We start from the raw sequence: 15,101 nt of genomic DNA on the forward strand, positions 1-15,101 counted from the left end.
CGACATGAAAGATCTCATGCTACAAGCCCAAGTCCTATTTCACGCGAAACGAATCCATAGAGAAACCCTTTCTAATATAAAATACCAGGAAACCCTGCAAAAGATCATTTCTGGGACCCATCCTCATATCGAGTGGTTGGAAAATGCCCTATACGAAGGTCAGCGCGTGGGCAGTGCACGCATTGATCGCGCACAACATGGACAAAGGCTTATTTTTACTTATCTTAGAAACGCCCAGGGCAAACGATGTTTATTTCTCTTAGGTGAAACTCATCATGACTATAACGAAGTCGCTCGGTGGCTAAAAACAACCGGGATTACCACGGTGGGTAGCATGCTGGTGAATGCCGAGATGGTGGATGAGCGTTTCCTAGACCTCCTTGATGAGCAGCCCCCTACAGAAACTCAAGAACGTCCGCATATTGCTTTTTTAGATGAATCCCAACAACAGGCCTTAAATCACACCGCAACCCCGCTCATGTTCTTAGGTCCTGCAGGTGCCGGAAAAACCTTGGTTTTAGAAACCTTTATGGCAAATCACCTCACTAGTGCTGAAGTAGATATCCATCAAGCCAGTTCCAGCACCGCTTCCGACACCAGTTTGTTTGTTTCGCAATCCGAACTGTTACTTGAGTCTTTAAGAAAAGAATGCGATGTCCCTGAAGCCCACTTTAACACTTGGGAGCACATGCTGGCCGCTCATTTTAAAGGCCAGAGTAAAATAACCCACTCAGCATTTAAACAATGGCTCACCAAAAATTTCCCCGGGGATGATGCCGAGCAAGTGCATTTTGAATTGAGTTTGATTGTGGCTTACGGTGAGAGCGCCTATTTAGGCCTGGAGGGAGCACGACAAACCTACTACAGTGGGAATAAAGCCAAGCAACAGCAGTGCATCACTATTTTAAAGGCTTGGCAAAAGCATTTGCATGCCAATGCCAGTTATGACCCCATGACCAGTCTGCCTCCGCCTGCTGCGGTTAAAGTAAAAACCTATTGCGATGAAGGACAAAACTTTCCCCCGTCAGCCCTAGCTTATCTCATTGAACAAGCACAAGATAACCACTTCTACATTAGCTTTGACCCAGAGCAATCCCTAACCTCTCCCTTTACCTATGCCTTCGTCAAACAACGGCTTAATAGTAAAGGCTACTCCAAAATAGAACGCCTGCTAGAACAAACCTGGCGTAATCGACCAGAAGTGGTGGAGGTGATTAATTGCTTAATGGCACAAAAACACCATTGGGAAGGCAATCACCACAAACGCCCTTACCAGGCCATTCGCTCCGCGCAAGCCCCAGGAGGACAAGTCTCTTGGGTGACTAATGCCTCTTTGGATAAATTAAGAAATCATGCCCAACATGCCTCCACGGTAGTCATTGCCGAATTACCCGAAGAACCCAAGGCTCGCGAACGGGAACGCCAAGAGATTATTAAAAAAATGGGCACCCATCAAATTCTATCCGCCTCCGAGGCCATTGGCATGACGTTTAAAACCGTCATCTTGTGGAAGCCCGTCTCACTGAACCCCTGTGTACGCAAGCTGCTTGCTCAAGAACAGATTAACGCCTTAACTCTGGAGCAATGGATTTCTCTTAATGCCATCCAAATCGCATTGGGTCGTGCGCAAGAGAATATTTTCATGTATGAGCCAGAAGAGCATTTTCGCACCAAAGGAGAATTATGCTTTGGTAATAACTTGCCTATTGATGGCGCCTTAAAAGTCGCGCCGGTCGATGATAAAAAAGCTCAGGATGACGCTTGGAAGAAGAAAATTGAGGAACATCTGGCTGAAGGGAATAAAGACTTAGCCATTGATTTGATGCGCAATCAGCTCCATCTTACAGAAGAACAAATTATACACAAGCTAGGTCCTGCTGCAGAGCCAAGTTCACTACCCCAAGAATCACGCCCCAAGGCAAATAAAAATCAGACTAAGCCTAAGAAAAGTGCACCAGTGCCGGTAGCAAAACCAAGTCAGCCTAAAGTAACAACAAAAACACCCAGTGCTGCGAAAAAAGGAGCTACTCCCTCCGCAGCAGCTACTGCAATAACTGTTCCTGTAGTATCAGCCCCTTCAATAGACACCTTATCTCAACTCGAAATTATTGCCGTGGTGAAGGAACTGAATGCTGCTTTTGCAAAAGGAACTACTAATGACGCCAAAGCCAATTTAAAAACCAATTTGAAAAAATTACTTAGCCATCCTCAGGCTATACGTTATTTGTTTTATTCACCAAGTTTGGCCAATACTTGCTTAGCCATGAAATTTATGGGCGATGCGGAATACCAACCCATGATTCTTAGTTACTTAGGAAGCAATTGCTCATTAAATAATTTAATAGAATATCAAGATCCTGCTGTATGCGCGGAAATCCTTAATTTTATTTCACAAAGTGAAGAGGGAATTCGGTTTTTTAAAGAATCACTAAACCAAACCGTCCTGGTAGATAACGTATACGCCTCTTTTCTCTATTCATTGACTGCTTCGGATATTGGAATCGACCTCCTGTACGAATGGCTTCAAGCTTATCCTCCATTAATCAAAGGAATTAGTGGTCGAATGCTGTGTGTAGCACGCCCGGAAAATGGTGTAATTTATGCAAATGCCTCCCCTCTATACTGGCTTTGCTCGTCAGAGATAGGACAAAAAATCCTATACCTGCTACTGAGAGAAAACCCTCAATTGGCTACAGAAATCAGCAGTAAAGCCTTGTGCTTACCGCGCACAGGAGCTAATACACCTCCTTTATATTGGCTTTCTTGCACCACAGAGGGATGCGTTATTCTAGATATATTACAATCTAAAAATAAGGAATTAGCTAAAACGATTACCGAAGCAAACCTATCTTTAAAAGCAAATATAAGAGCCCCCGAGCACAAGCCACTAAATGAGTTTATTACCTCTCATACCGCATTTCATTCCACGGGACAAAGCGACGTGTCCCCAACCAATCTTTTTCAAGATGCTGACATTGAAGAACTGCATGTACCTAAGCCCTGGACCTATGTCGCTGCACCTCAACAACAACAACAAATAAAGCCGTTCACATCAACTCCTGAACAAACCAGTCCCAAACAGGGATCGTTAATTATAAAATCTAACCAAACAGTTCACTATTTTTGTGCGACAACATCCACTCTACCAATTACCCCTCTCCCTCCATCTTTCTTACAAGCGAGCGGTTTTATTACTGTTACAAAATCCCCTCCCCACCCCAATCAACCTCCCAAGGTAACACTTTATTTCAAATATCCAGAAGGTACCACTCGCGCTAAGCCACCTATTAGCTTACGCACCATACTCAATGATAAGCAGTATAAGCCCACGATGACCCAGCTCGTTGACTTGATGACTAAAATAACCGCCGAAATGGATTGGTTACCTCCGACAGTTGTTTTTTATCCTTCGCTGGATACTATTTTCATTACCAGCCCTGAAAAAATTGGTTCAGATAAACCCTTAGCATTTCAATTATGTCCTTCCGCTTTATTACTAACTGAAGAACTAGCTCCTGATCTGAAGCGCGATAAAATACACAGGCGAATGACTGCAAAACTCTTTTTGCACATAGCCACCCAAACACCAAATTTACATGAGCCCCTGCTCACTGAAAAAATAACTGAAGCACAAAAAAGATACCCAGCCTTTATTGCAGCATTTACAGAGTTATGGAAGTCAACCGACACCCAAGAAATAACTCAAGAGGGGCCTACTCTGTCCCTCCAGCAGCTGTCACCTACTGTTGGTGCATTTCATAAGATTCGTTTAGATAAACTCCAAACCTGGAATGCAACCGAGTTCTCAACCCTGCTTTCGGGAGTAGCCTGTAATCATTCGAGAACAATAAGCAGTGTATCTGCTGATGCATTACTTAACTTATATAAAAACAGCAGCGCCAAAGAAAAGTTAGAGATGACCAAACACCTAGCCCAAAGCGTTGAATTATTAATACCAAGTGAACAGTCTAAATTGACAGATCCAGATTCAAAATCCAAAAGTATGCATTGGATAAATCGGATGAATTTAATAAGTGCTTTATTACAAGAGTTAGAGCATCAGGGAGATTATGAAGCCCTGCATGAAACACAACAACGCCTATTGGAAGGAGGAATAGGAAAACACCTTGGCAGTAACTTGGCTGATCATAATGGAAAATTCGCGCTTAGTGTTTTGGTGCCGGTAGTTAAAGTTTCGGTTTGGATGGCGTTCCAATTTGCTACACTTAAAACACGCTTTATTTTTGATAGAAATGTTAAAAGAATGGCACAAATGTTATTCGATGTGGTGACGAAGGAAGAGGGACAGAGAGATGAAGTGCCGTCTATGAGTGCCCATGAAAGTCAACAATACATCCTGATGATGTTAATCATGTCCGATTTTGGCAGTTGGCTTAAACAAGATGCACTAACTTCAGAAGATATTGAGGCAAAACTGTTAACGCTCTGGAACACTATAGACCTTCAACTTCTATTAGACTTTGGCCTGCCTTGTTACCGTGAATCACTATCTGATGAGACGACTAAACTCATTGAGAAAAAATTAGAACAACACATTAACCGCTTAATTCAAAAATCCGCTCAAATTTCATTGAGTGACAGCGAACAACAACAGCTGCGTACCAGCCTTAGTTATCTTAAATCCTTTGCTTGGCGTGCACACGAGCAAGTAACTAATGCTTCTTTCCAATCACTCTATATCAGCTATTTTCTAGCTATTATTTTTACGAAGCCCCAGCAAACAGTATTTTATGAATCAAAACCCTTGTTACCGATAAAACCTCGTGTACACTCCATGCAACAACTCGTTGATGCAGCACAGACATCTATAAGTCAACCACAAGCAGTGTCTAAACGACAGCAACGAAAATTGGCACTTAGCCCTCACCACCTTATAGGATTTGATTCGTCCCATCAACACAAAGTTTCCAGCCACTTTCTTCCAAATGCATCCACTGCGGGTGCGCCTGTAGATATCACACAATTTATTTTTTCCTTACCAGAAAATAAACAGGTTCAATACCGTCACGATATAGAAAAAAATATTATTGATAAAACAATTTTACAAACCATAAAATCTGATGAATTAAAAAAATTAAATAAAGCATTCATCCCCACAACACTTACTACCGCGCAACGTATTTGCACGGTACAAAATAAAAATACAGGTACCCAAGGAATGATTGAAGTACACATAGCTGATGCTGGTGACTTCAATTCAGTACTCATTGGCCTAACTTCGAATAAAACATTGGATGGGGAAAAATCTATCCCAGGAACTACGGCAACATCGATTAGCCTAGATATCGCGACCGGAAACATCCGCTTTTTCGATGCGAAAAATGATATGCACATGGAATATCCCTATACCAAGCCAGCACATTCGGGTTCAAAGGTCTCCTTTGGGATCACAGGAACAAAAGTATATTGTATCGTCGATGGTACATTCTATCCGCCTATTCGTGGTTTTGAACTACCCGAAGGAGCTGACATTCATCCGTTAATTCGCATAGGCTGCCCAGGAGTTAAATTAATACCTCGAGTTATGGGAAGTTTATGGAACCTCGACAGACATCCTGATCGTTCATTCAAGAATGCACCCTCCAATCCTGTCGCTTATAATCTCTATTTAGCTGAATTAAGAACAAAAGTATGTCCGCACTATCACATTCATAAACATGCAACTGGTATTGATGGCTTTACTGAATTACTAAGCTCTCCTCAGCTGATTGCCAAGCAAGAGCCGGGTATCCTGTTAGATCTACTTATGACTCTACTGGCCAGGCATGAATGTTTAGCCCAGAATTGTGCTGTGCCAGAGATACTACAAAAACTTATTAGCGATTTAAGCACTCAGCCTGTAGCATTAGATGCTAAAGAGTCTCATGTGACAACATCTCCAGAACGACTGCTTGAACTCACTGAAGTACTCGGGCTTACCGAACTTGCATCAGCCATCAAGCAAAGATTTAGAGAGAAACCTTCAGTGGCACCACTTTCTCTATTTGCGCCAGAGAGAAAGCCAACACATTCCGGTGACGAAATAAATAATGCACAAATATCGATAAAACAAACGCATAGGTAAGCCTATAGGACTGTGCTGACAAAATATGCGAATCCTCAATGCAACCTAGAGTAAGGCCGCCACTGGCGCATAACTTCTGCGATGAATCAGGCAAGGCCCTAATCGGACTAAAGCCTCTCTATGAGCAACGGTAGGATATCCCTTATGGACAGCAAATCCATACCCAGGATAAATGACATCAAGTGCTTCCATTTCCTCATCACGCAATACTTTTGCAAGTATGGAGGCAGCACTGATTTCAGGAATCAACCCATCCCCTTGAATAATCGCCTGACACGGTACACTTAATTTTGGAGCATGAGCTCCATCAACCAGTACTTCTTCCGGTTTAATAGGCAAAGCTTCTACTGCTCGCTGCATTGCTAGTAACGTAGCTTGATGAATATTCAAGGCATCAATTTCGTCAACCTCGGCTCGCCCATAAGCAAATGCCAAAGCCTGTTCCTGGATTTGCAATGACAATAACTTACGCTTCTTAGCACTTAATTTTTTAGAGTCAGCAAGCCCTTCTATAGGTTCTTTTAAAATAACAGCCGCAGTCACTACTGCCCCAGCTAAAGGCCCCCGCCCTACTTCATCAACGCCGGCGAGCAATCTCATCTTATTCATTATCATTCCAGATGCCTTAAAAATTGTCCTAATGATACCTAGACATACGCCGTTTGCAACTGTTCTTTTTATGATTAAAAATTGATTTATCATTCAGGAAATGCGATCATCACGCACAAATAATTAGCAAATGAGCATTGTATGAGTAAAATTCGCTGCGCCGTGATTGGTGTTGGTTATCTGGGTCGTTTTCACGCACAAAAATATCAACTACTTCCTGATGCCGAATTAGTTGCTGTATGCGACTTACACGAAGACGCAGCAAAAAGAGTAGGTATGGAGCTAAACGTTCCAGCTTATACTGATTATCGTGACTTATTTGATAAAGTTGATGCAGTAAGTATTGCAGCCACAACAAGCATGCATTATGAGCTTGCTAAAGCCTTTTTAGAACAAGGCATCCATGTTTTACTAGAAAAGCCTATGACGGAAACCACAGCTCAAGCAGAAGAGTTAATTCAATTAGCGAAAAAGCATAAAGCAAAGCTACAGATAGGACATCTTGAACGTTTTAATTCAGCACGCATGGCCCTGGACACCTACTTAGAAAAGCCTCTGTTCATTGAGGCTGAACGACTAGCCCCATTCACACCTCGTGGTGCTGACGTGAATGTGATATTGGATGTGATGATCCATGACATAGATTTGATCCTAAACATGGTAAAAAGTCCTATCGTCTCCATCCTAGCTCAAGGAACACCAATACTGACTAAAGCCATTGATATCGCTCATGTACGCCTTACATTTGCAAATCACTGCGTGGCCAATCTGACAGCAAGCCGAGTCAGCTTCAATTCGTCTAGAAAAACGCGAATATTTCAGGAGGATTGTTTCTTATCTATTGATTATCAAAGCAAATGCCTTTCTGTATTTAAAAAAGGGACAGGCGAGATGTTCCCTGGAATCCCAGATATTGTCCATGAGCAAAAAGAACTTGAAAATGGCGATGCCTTACTTGAAGAAATAAAAGCATTCTTAAAGTGCATTAACGAAGACAGTACCCCACTTGTTACGGGTGAAGATGGACTTGCAGCCCTTCTTACTGCGGAGCAAGTTACTGCATTGATTCACAATAATCTTATGGAGCGTCATGCACAAAGCTAAGCGGGTCGTTATTATTGCAGGCGAAGAGTCTGGTGATGTTCATGCCTCTGCACTGGTTAAGCAACTAAAAGCAAACTATCCCAATATAGAAATAAGCGGTATTGGTGGTAAGCACATGCAAGATGCGGGGGTCGAGTTAATTTCGGATTTGGCTCGTTATGGAGTGACCGGAATCACGGAAGTAATTCGCCATCTCAAAGTCATTCGTAAAGCATTTCAGGCAATTAAAAAGCATTTACAGCAACAAAAACCTGATTTGCTTATTTTAGTGGATTACCCTGGTTTTAACTTACGACTTGCGAAATATGCGAAACGTAAATTAGGAATTAAAATCCTCTATTACATCAGCCCGCAAATTTGGGCTTGGAAAGCGAAGCGTATTCATCTGATTAAAGAATGCGTGGACCACATGGCAGTTATCTTACCCTTTGAGAAAGCAATTTATGAACATGCTCAAGTTCCAGTAAGTTTTGTTGGCCATCCATTAGTTGAGAAAATTAAGGCCGTTGGTGAGCGTGATTCACAACGAGTGGCATTAAATATTCCTGTAGGTGCTAAAATTTTTGGTTTACTTCCTGGAAGCCGCCATAATGAAATTGAACGCCACATGCCCATACTTCGGGATACTGCGGAACGATTACACCAAAAATATCCTGACTGGCAATTTGTCATCCCTATCGCAGAAACTATTGACTCAGAAAAAATTACTAACTATTTTGCTCAAAGTAATTTACCTGTAACCTTTGTGAAGGGACAGGCATTAAGTTGTATGGCAGCTGCGGATTTTGTCATCGTCGCCTCAGGAACAGCCTCTTTAGAATGCGCCTTATTAAAAAAACCAATGTGTATTATTTATAAATCATCATTTATTACGTACGTATTGGCAGCCAAACTCGTTAAAGTTAAATTTCTAGGTCTATGCAATCTTCTATCAAATAAAATGATCGTTCCGGAATTTCTACAATATGATTGTAATGTTGACGAGTTGACACACTATGTGACTCAATTTTTTAATGATCATGCACGTCAAGCAAGAATGCTGGACCAATTAGGAAAACTTAGGAACTCATTGTCATCAGAAGAATCTGATTGCTCGCTATTCAACCTAGTAGAGAGCGAATTGCTCGAAAAAAATGCATGCTTTTAGCTTGAAAATATAGAATATCAATTATCCTTCATGTACAATCGATGTTGCTTTCATTGCATATGTAAGCAATTGGACTGTTGTTGATTTAATTAATAATAAGGAAGTTAAGATGAATGTCATTGAAACACCTGAAGCTACCCAGTCAATTATCAAGCAAGACCAAGGTCTCCAGGATTTGGTTTATAATCTGGTTACTCGTTTTCTTTCAGAAAATAAAAACAAAAGTATTGACGACCTTTATGACATGATTTTGTCTGAAGTTGAACCTCCATTATTACAAGCAGTAATGGAAAAGCGACGCGGTAATCAGCTACAAGCAGCAAAAATGCTGGGTATTAGCCGCGGTACAATTAGAAAGAAATTACAAAGATATTTCGGAACAAAGTACTTCCGATTAACTGATGAATAATAAGTTAATGTCTTACTCTGTTTTCACTTCATTAGTAGGAAGAAAAACAGCATCTAATGAAAGGCCCGATAATCGGGCCTTTCTTATATTTAAGATGAACTATTTGTTGACTACTTAATATGATTGTATAAAATACATCCTGAGAATATTAGGAGTACTGCTATGCTATCTGATGATAAGATTATCGAATTAATTCATATAAAAACCTATGCTTATCTAGTCGTTGCAAACTATTCCGTCCTGCGCCAACATTGCCTCGAGCAGCGAGCACTTCCTGTTATCCTAGAGCAAATTCAAAGTGATGTAGGCCTGCTAATTGAAAATGAGAAAAGAGAATACATTGCTACACAACTGTCTATAGCTTCTTCGCGACAGCAACAACAAGATACAGAAGAAAATAGACATGATGCTGAAGAAGCAGAAATAGAACGACGTCTGTGCATCAGATTAGATCAAGAACTCACTGATATTAACGATGAACTTGAGCTAGTGCGACAAGAGAAAAACAAGCAAGAAGAACTCTTAAATAAGCTGAGTCCATTAATAGATATTCTATCAAAACAAATTCACCTACTTGAAGCAGCTAAATCATCCCATGAATATAGTCACTCTGAGAATGGGCATAAAAATACACAACATAAATACAGCGACCAACAGACAAACCAAGAGCACGCCCCTCCGAATACAACTCGGGTACATAACCACCCTCATTCACTACACCCACCCGCTCATAAAGAACTAATCACTACTCCCCCCCTTGTGTCTGCAGAAGCCTACAGTCAACTGATATTACAAAAAGAGCTAATGGAGTTTCAATATAATGCCGCACGAAAAAAATTTGAAGATTGCAGCTGTGTAATCCAAAAATTAACTCAAAAACGATGTGCACTGAATGTCAAAATGACGAGCGAAATTCCTCAAAAACAACAAGCTCGACGAGAGCGCCTCAGTGCACGACAACTCCGTGAATCGGCTCGTTTAAATCAAGAATCGATACAAACACAACTATCACCCCAAAATTATTTATTGTTGTTTGAGTTAATTCATAAATTCAATGCCCTAAAAGAATACCAAGGCAAACAAACTATTTCGACAGCCGAAAAGTACTCTTATAGTGAATACATTAATTGCCTTATCAACGCTTTACGAATGAATCAAGCACCCAGGTTAAATTTTTATGAAATTACCTCCTTAAAACAAATTGCTCAACTCATGCAAAAATGTCTTGGATTAGCTGATGAAGTAAGAGACAAACGCGCTACATTAAAAGCTGAACAGGAAACTAAGTGGGGTTTAGATAATATACTTAGTAACAATGAAGAGGAGCTTCTTGGTTTGCAACGTGCCAACCCCATGCTAACCAACCAAAACTCACGATTTGACGAAGACAATAGAAAGCTAGCGCAAACAATTAGCGCACGTCTTCAAGATAGAAACCAACTCCTCAAAATTGGTGCCGGTATACTTCTGCTAACTCTTATAACAGCCCTCTTAGCCTTCATTGGGGGACTAGAACTTATATTTTTCACTCCGTCTGCCTTATGTGCGACAATAACATTAGGGCTGTTCGTTACCTCGTTAATCTATACAGCCCAAAATAACTCAGATAGATATCAACTCAAGCAGAATCAAATCAATATCACAAAAAATTCACAAAAAATATCAACTCAAACTGAGCAAATCAGTAATTTAGAAAAAATTATAATACCAGAATTAAAAATACAGATAAGCCAAGCGCATATAAAGATAGAAAAGCTTAAACAAAAGATCGAAGAGTTACAAAAGGTACAAGAGCTATATAGAAGCAAAGCAAATCAAGTCACTCTTAGCAAAACAAACAATATTTATCCAAATCCAAGTACATCTCCAGAACTTGATTTAGAAGAGCGTTCATTTGATAAAAATTATAGCTTTAGCTCAGACACAGACCATATTAGCTATCGATTATAAATAACTATTTACTCGCCACTGGCGAGTAAGCTTAGGGACAGGTTGGGCCAGAGGCCCAACCTACAATTTAAGATAAAACCAACAATTTATTAACCCTGCTAATAAAATCGGCTGGATTATCTAATTGTCCACCCTCAGCTAAAACGGCTTGTTCAAATAACATAGTTACCCATAACTCAAAAAGATTATCATCTTGAATATCATGCAGACGTTTGATTAAAGCATGTTCAGGGTTAATTTCAAAAACAGGCTTGCTTTCAGGAACCTGTTGTCCTGCAGCCTGAAGAATACGTTGCATTTCCAGGTTCATATCTTGCTCATCAGCCACAATACACGCAGGAGAATCAGTGAGACGATTGGTTACCAATACATCTTTAACCTTAGCATCCAAAACCTTCTTAATATGATTCAACATAGGTTCTAAGGTTTTTTCTTGCTCTTTGATTTGCTCTTCAGATTCATCACCAAGTTCTACCTTACCTTTAGAAATAGATTGCAGTTTTTTACCATCAAACTCGCTCAGGTAGCCAACTAACCACTCATCAATGCGGTCGCTAAGCAACAATACCTCAATCCCTTTCTTATTAAAGATTTCCAAATGTGGGCTATGCTTAGCTGCGTTGTAACTTGAGGCAGTAATATAGTAAATCTTATCTTGCCCTTCTTTCATACGGCTAACGTATTCTTCAAGAGTTACCTCTTGTTTCTCGGAAGCTGATTTAGTTGAAGCAAAGCGTAATAATTTAGCAATTGCATCACGGTTTGCAAAATCCTCAACTGGGCCTTCTTTTAGTACCAAACCAAATTCATTCCAGAACTTCTGATATGTTTCTTTATCTTGTGTACTCATCTTTTCAAGCATTGATAAAACACGCTTAGTACATGCAGAACGAATACTTTCAACTTGCTTGTTGTCTTGTAAAATTTCGCGCGATACATTTAGTGGTAAATCACTGGCATCAACAATCCCTTTGATAAAACGCAAGTATCTTGGTAAAAATTGCGTAGCATCATCCATAATGAAGACGCGTTTTACATAGAGCTTCAGGCCGTGTTTGTTCTCATGTTGCCATAAGTCATAAGGTGCATGGGCAGGAATGTATAATAATGAAATATAGTCGTTCTTACCCTCTACATGGTTATGAGACCAAGTTAATGGATCCTGAAAATCATGAGAAATATGCTTGTAGAGTAACTTATAATCTTCTTCACTAATTTCAGATTTTTGCATGGTCCATAAGGCAGTAGCCTTATTCACTGTTTCCATTTCATGCTTGTCTTTATTCTCTTCACCACGCTTTTCCATAACAATTGGCCAGCAAATATGATCAGAGTATTTGCTAATGATGTTACGGATGCGCCAGTCACTGAGAAACTCATCGTCTTCAGCTTTAATGTGGAGAGTAATTTCAGTTCCACGAGTCGCTTTTATTTCAGAAGCAATAGAAAACTCACCTTCACCGTTAGATTCCCAAACAATACCCTCTTCTGGTTTAAGGCCAGCACGTCGGCTTTTAACAGTAACCTTATCGGCAACAATAAATGCGGAGTAAAATCCTACTCCAAATTGCCCAATTAACTGTGAATCTTTAGCATTTTCACCGGTTAATTGGCTCATAAATTCTTTAGTACCTGATTTAGCAATAGTACCTAAATTAGCAACAGCCTCATCCCAACTTAAACCGATACCATTATCGGTAATGGTTATGGTTTTTAATTTTTCATTAACATGAATGCTGATCTTTAAATCAGAATCATTTTCAAATAAAGCACTGTCAGACAATGCTAAAAATCTTAACTTATCTAAGGCATCCGAAGCATTAGAAATTAGCTCTCGTAAAAAGATTTCTTTGTTGCTATAAAGTGAATGCACTACTAAATGCAACATTTGTTTCACTTCTGTTTGAAAGCCCATCGTTTGTTGGTTACCGACCATCTAAAATCTCCTATATGTACTTGTTATTTAGGTCATATAGGGGTTTATTACAGAATTTCAAGGGTAATAATCAAAATTTGGCATAGTCAACGTTCCTCCAGAGTGGATAATCAGCACATTTCCTTTAAGTGATTTACTTTCTATAAATCGCCTTGTTTCATAAAATAGTTTTGCCGCATAAATGGGATCAGCCAAAATCCCCTCTTCTCGCGCTAAACGCTTTACTTCATTTTTAACAGTCTGATTTACTGAACCGAATGCTTTTGCCGTAGATGGATAAAAACAATCGTAGTTTATAGGCTCAAAATTAAGCCATAAATTTAATTTAGATTTAAAGATTTTCTCGTCATCGGCAAGTAAAAGCACATGAACTTTGGCCTTATGCTCTAAAGCATTTAAGCCTTTTATTAGTGCTGCAGCAGAAAAACCCGTTCCTGCATCAATAAAGATATGCTGAAAACGACAATTTAAAAATACCTCATTGTCGCAAACATCTTTGGCAAGGCTCATCGCACCTGGCATAGCTTGCGGAACACTCCCCCCCTCCAGCAAAACAAATCCAGGCTCATTCAATGTTTCTAAATAATTTTGAGCCTGTTCATTTACCTGCGCCCATTCTTCGCGAGTTACCCAAATAATTTCATGCTCTTCTAAAAAAAGAGAACTCAACTTAAAGTTGCCTTTTCGTTCTAATTTCCACGGTTTAATAAGAAATGCGGTAACTTTTAAATTAAACTCTCGCGCTAATTGTAATGCAGCGAGCAAATTATTAGACTGAGGACCTGCAATAATCAATAAATGCTTAATTCCTTGTTCGACAAGATAAGGCATTAGCGAAGCATATTTACGTAATTTAGAACCACTAATGCCACAACCTAATTCATCATCCCTTTTGACATAGCAAGTAACATCATTCATAGGAAATTGATTTAAACGATGAGTTCTACTAGATAAATTCCACATGACTTAACGGCGAACAAAATCAAAATGCGTTTCCGAAGAGCTGGCTTGATTAAATTGGTAGCCTAATTCATTAAACTCTTTGATTCCTTCAAGATTGTCAATTTTATTTTCCATTAAAAATTTAGCCATAACCCCTCGTGCTTTTTTAGCGTGAATCCCAATCATTTTGAGCTGATTATTCTTATGCTCATAAAAATTTATGGTGAATATAGGGTAGTTTAATTTTTTCTCATTTACGGCCTTAAAATATTCAGTAGAAGCAAGATTTACTATGACTGGGTTTTTCTGCGTTGCTAACTGTTGATTCAGTGTATCAGCAATAATACTCTGCCAAAAATCATACAATGATTTACCTGCAGGATTAGCTAGACGAACGCCCATTTCTAGTCGATAAGGTTGGATGGCATCTAAAGGATTTAATAAACCATAAAGCCCCGATAAAATACGCAAATGTGATTGAGCGTAAGTTACAGTATCTGATTTCCAAGTATCCGCTTGTAACCCTTGATAAACATCACCTTGAAATAAAAATAACGCTGGATAAGCATGGGGGGAATGCCCATCAAAAACAAATTCCTGGTACCGTTCAAAATTCAAAGTTGCTAAATCTTTAGATAGATCCATTAATGCAGCAATATCTTCAACTGACTTGGATTTCATTAATTCTACTAAGGTCCTAGTTTGTTCAGGGAATAAGGGTTTTGAGGTTGTACCAGAATAAGGTTTTGAGGTTTTGATTAGTTTTTTTGCTGGCGATAATAAAATTAGCATTTTTTAATACCTGGATGTAGTGAGTACGATTTGATGCTACATGATTAAATATCTGTTCCATCTTGACATTGGCTGGGCTGTAAAGCCCGGCATTGAGAATAATGTTTGCTGGGCTTTACAGCCCAGC

General features: G+C 39.7%; 9 protein-coding genes. 5 read left to right on the forward strand and 4 right to left on the reverse strand.

The window, feature by feature from the left end; genetic code table 11:
• Window positions 1-16 precede the first annotated feature (16 nt).
• Window positions 17-6,085 (forward strand): DEAD/DEAH box helicase family protein, encoded by a 6,069-nt coding sequence (locus E1P08_RS02520; protein ID WP_133135437.1) that lies wholly within the window; start codon window positions 17-19, stop codon window positions 6,083-6,085.
• Between the two features lie 45 nt (window positions 6,086-6,130).
• On the opposite strand, the gene rnhB is transcribed toward E1P08_RS02520, so the two are convergent.
• Window positions 6,131-6,694, reverse strand: a complete 564-nt coding sequence (gene rnhB, locus E1P08_RS02525) for a ribonuclease HII (protein WP_165485068.1) — start codon at window positions 6,692-6,694, stop codon at window positions 6,131-6,133.
• Window positions 6,695-6,835: 141 nt separating this feature from the next.
• Here rnhB and E1P08_RS02530 point away from each other — a divergent pair, with 141 nt between their 5' ends.
• The 4 genes from E1P08_RS02530 to E1P08_RS02545 all read left to right on the forward strand — a co-directional run bounded on the left by E1P08_RS02530 (window position 6,836) and on the right by E1P08_RS02545 (window position 11,304).
• Window positions 6,836-7,798: a Gfo/Idh/MocA family protein gene (locus E1P08_RS02530; protein WP_133135439.1), complete on the forward strand. Its 963-nt coding sequence runs from the start codon at window positions 6,836-6,838 to the stop codon at window positions 7,796-7,798.
• Complete coding sequence (lpxB, locus tag E1P08_RS02535; protein WP_133135440.1) at window positions 7,785-8,945, forward strand: lipid-A-disaccharide synthase; 1,161 nt, start codon at window positions 7,785-7,787, stop codon at window positions 8,943-8,945. The genes E1P08_RS02530 and lpxB overlap by 14 nt, the downstream gene beginning before the upstream one ends.
• A 109-nt stretch (window positions 8,946-9,054) precedes the next feature.
• The gene (locus tag E1P08_RS02540; protein WP_133135441.1) at window positions 9,055-9,354 is read left to right on the forward strand and encodes a helix-turn-helix domain-containing protein; all 300 of its coding nucleotides are present in this window, start codon (window positions 9,055-9,057) and stop codon (window positions 9,352-9,354) included.
• 162 nt (window positions 9,355-9,516) lie between these two features.
• Window positions 9,517-11,304 (forward strand): hypothetical protein, encoded by a 1,788-nt coding sequence (locus tag E1P08_RS02545; RefSeq protein WP_133135442.1) that lies wholly within the window; start codon window positions 9,517-9,519, stop codon window positions 11,302-11,304.
• A 67-nt stretch (window positions 11,305-11,371) separates the two neighbouring features.
• Here E1P08_RS02545 and htpG read toward each other — a convergent pair whose 3' ends face one another.
• From htpG to yaaA, 3 genes are read right to left on the reverse strand one after another with little or no spacing between them, the layout of a single operon-like run.
• A complete protein-coding gene (htpG, locus tag E1P08_RS02550) occupies window positions 11,372-13,240 on the reverse strand; it encodes a molecular chaperone HtpG (protein WP_133135443.1) in 1,869 nt (622 codons plus the stop codon).
• A gap of 57 nt (window positions 13,241-13,297) precedes the next feature.
• Window positions 13,298-14,203, reverse strand: a complete 906-nt coding sequence (locus E1P08_RS02555; protein WP_133135444.1) for a pyridoxal-phosphate dependent enzyme — start codon at window positions 14,201-14,203, stop codon at window positions 13,298-13,300.
• Between the two features lie 3 nt (window positions 14,204-14,206).
• A complete protein-coding gene (yaaA, locus tag E1P08_RS02560) occupies window positions 14,207-14,974 on the reverse strand; it encodes a peroxide stress protein YaaA (protein ID WP_133135445.1) in 768 nt (255 codons plus the stop codon).
• Window positions 14,975-15,101: the final 127 nt, after the last annotated feature.

It is taken from the genome of Legionella rowbothamii, from assembly GCF_900639985.1.
Lineage (GTDB): Bacteria > Pseudomonadota > Gammaproteobacteria > Legionellales > Legionellaceae > Legionella > Legionella rowbothamii.

Excerpts from the sequence above, each read along its gene's own strand:
- E1P08_RS02520 (WP_133135437.1), top strand. The coding sequence starts at position 17 with ATGCTACAAGCCCAAGTCCTATTTCACGCGAAACGAATCCATAGAGAA.
- E1P08_RS02555 (WP_133135444.1), bottom strand. The coding sequence starts at position 14,203 with ATGTGGAATTTATCTAGTAGAACTCATCGTTTAAATCAATTTCCTATG.
- rnhB (WP_165485068.1), bottom strand. The coding sequence starts at position 6,694 with ATGAATAAGATGAGATTGCTCGCCGGCGTTGATGAAGTAGGGCGGGGG.
- E1P08_RS02545 (WP_133135442.1), top strand. The coding sequence starts at position 9,517 with ATGCTATCTGATGATAAGATTATCGAATTAATTCATATAAAAACCTAT.
- E1P08_RS02530 (WP_133135439.1), top strand. The coding sequence starts at position 6,836 with ATGAGTAAAATTCGCTGCGCCGTGATTGGTGTTGGTTATCTGGGTCGT.
- htpG (WP_133135443.1), bottom strand. The coding sequence starts at position 13,240 with ATGGTCGGTAACCAACAAACGATGGGCTTTCAAACAGAAGTGAAACAA.
- yaaA (WP_133135445.1), bottom strand. The coding sequence starts at position 14,974 with ATGCTAATTTTATTATCGCCAGCAAAAAAACTAATCAAAACCTCAAAA.
- E1P08_RS02540 (WP_133135441.1), top strand. The coding sequence starts at position 9,055 with ATGAATGTCATTGAAACACCTGAAGCTACCCAGTCAATTATCAAGCAA.
- lpxB (WP_133135440.1), top strand. The coding sequence starts at position 7,785 with ATGCACAAAGCTAAGCGGGTCGTTATTATTGCAGGCGAAGAGTCTGGT.